1 protein-coding gene is annotated in these 1,276 nt (G+C 57.9%); it reads right to left on the bottom strand.

What is annotated here, in order from left to right; translation table 11 throughout:
* On the bottom strand, positions 1 to 1,169 hold a 1,169-nt coding region (locus EA187_RS20190; RefSeq protein WP_127781484.1), incomplete at its 3' end, for an IS4 family transposase.
* Between the last annotated feature and the right edge of the window lie 107 nt (positions 1,170 to 1,276).

Consider the following 1,276-nt stretch of genomic DNA (forward strand, 5'->3'; position numbering starts at 1 on the left):
AGCTGGTATGAGAGCGTGCGAAAAACCTCCGCAAAGCGGGTCGTCGGCATCGCTCGTCCACGAGCTTTTTTACGCAGATATTCGAGTAGGCGGTTGGAGAGCGCTAGAGCCAGAATCGCCCCGTAAATCAGGGTTTTAACGATATGTTCTTTACTTGAGGGAAGCTCGCCCAAACGTCCCATCTGGCGAAGTTGTTTGAAGAGCAACTCGACCTGCCAGCGCAGCGCGTAGACGTCGGTAACGTCCCCGGCGGTGATCTGCTCGGAATCAGTGTTGGTCAGGTACACGTGGTACGTGTTGGTCTCATCATTGCGCACCGCGATTAGCCTGAAACGGCGGCGCATATAGCGCTTTTGCCCCTTGTAGGAGCGCTTAAAGAACCCGACTTCGACGATCGCCTCAAAGGTCTTGCGCCGAAGCCTAGGCAAAATCTCCTGGAGCCGCTTTCCGGCAACGTCGATGCGACGGCCCGCGCCGCCGCCCAGATCTTTGATGATTCGGGGGTTGGCGTTGGTCTTTAAACGGCTGAGAAAGTAGCCCTTTTGCTGTGCGATGCGATGAAAGAGATGGAAGTTGTAATAGCCCAGATCGAAGATCAGCAACGAGCCTTTTACCCACGACCCGACTCGCTGCCAGGGCGTGGCGTCGCCGGTGCGCTCATCGGTGATCCGGATGCGGTTGGGCGAGCCATCGACGACGTTCATCACCATATGGAGCTTGGCCGCAGCGGGACTGTGGTTGGTGCGACAGCCGGGAAAAGCGTCGCTGAGCAGGTGATGCAGCCGCAGCACGGTGGCATCCATCGCCAGGATGCGCTCAAAGCCGCGCATGCGCTCGCCAAAGATCTTGGGCACCTTTTCGCGCTGCTGACGAAGCACCTCGTTAAGCAAACGCGAGAGCAACTCGGTGAGCTGTGGGGTGAACCGATCGAAGAACGCCGAGCGCGCGATTCGATGGCCCGACATCACCTGATAGGTGCGCCGCAACGAGGCGATCGTGCGCCTGGACCCGGCACCAAAGCCCATAATCAGCGTCCACACAAAGCAGACGACGTCGAGCTTTCGCCGACGTTTAACCACGCCGAGCCTCTCGGCGCAGTACTCGATCAGGGCGTCGCAAAGCGGACTTGCGAGAAGATCACGGACGGGGTTAGGTTTGTCGCAGGTCATAAATTGTGCCCTCTGCTCAGGAGACTAGACACCCCCTTGCAGAGCACGATTTATGGCCTTTTTCAATGGGTTATGGGGAAGTTTTGGGGCTTATCCGATCACGGATG

This window comes from Lujinxingia sediminis, assembly GCF_004005565.1.
In the GTDB taxonomy this organism is placed as follows: Bacteria; Myxococcota_A; Bradymonadia; order Bradymonadales; family Bradymonadaceae; genus Lujinxingia; species Lujinxingia sediminis.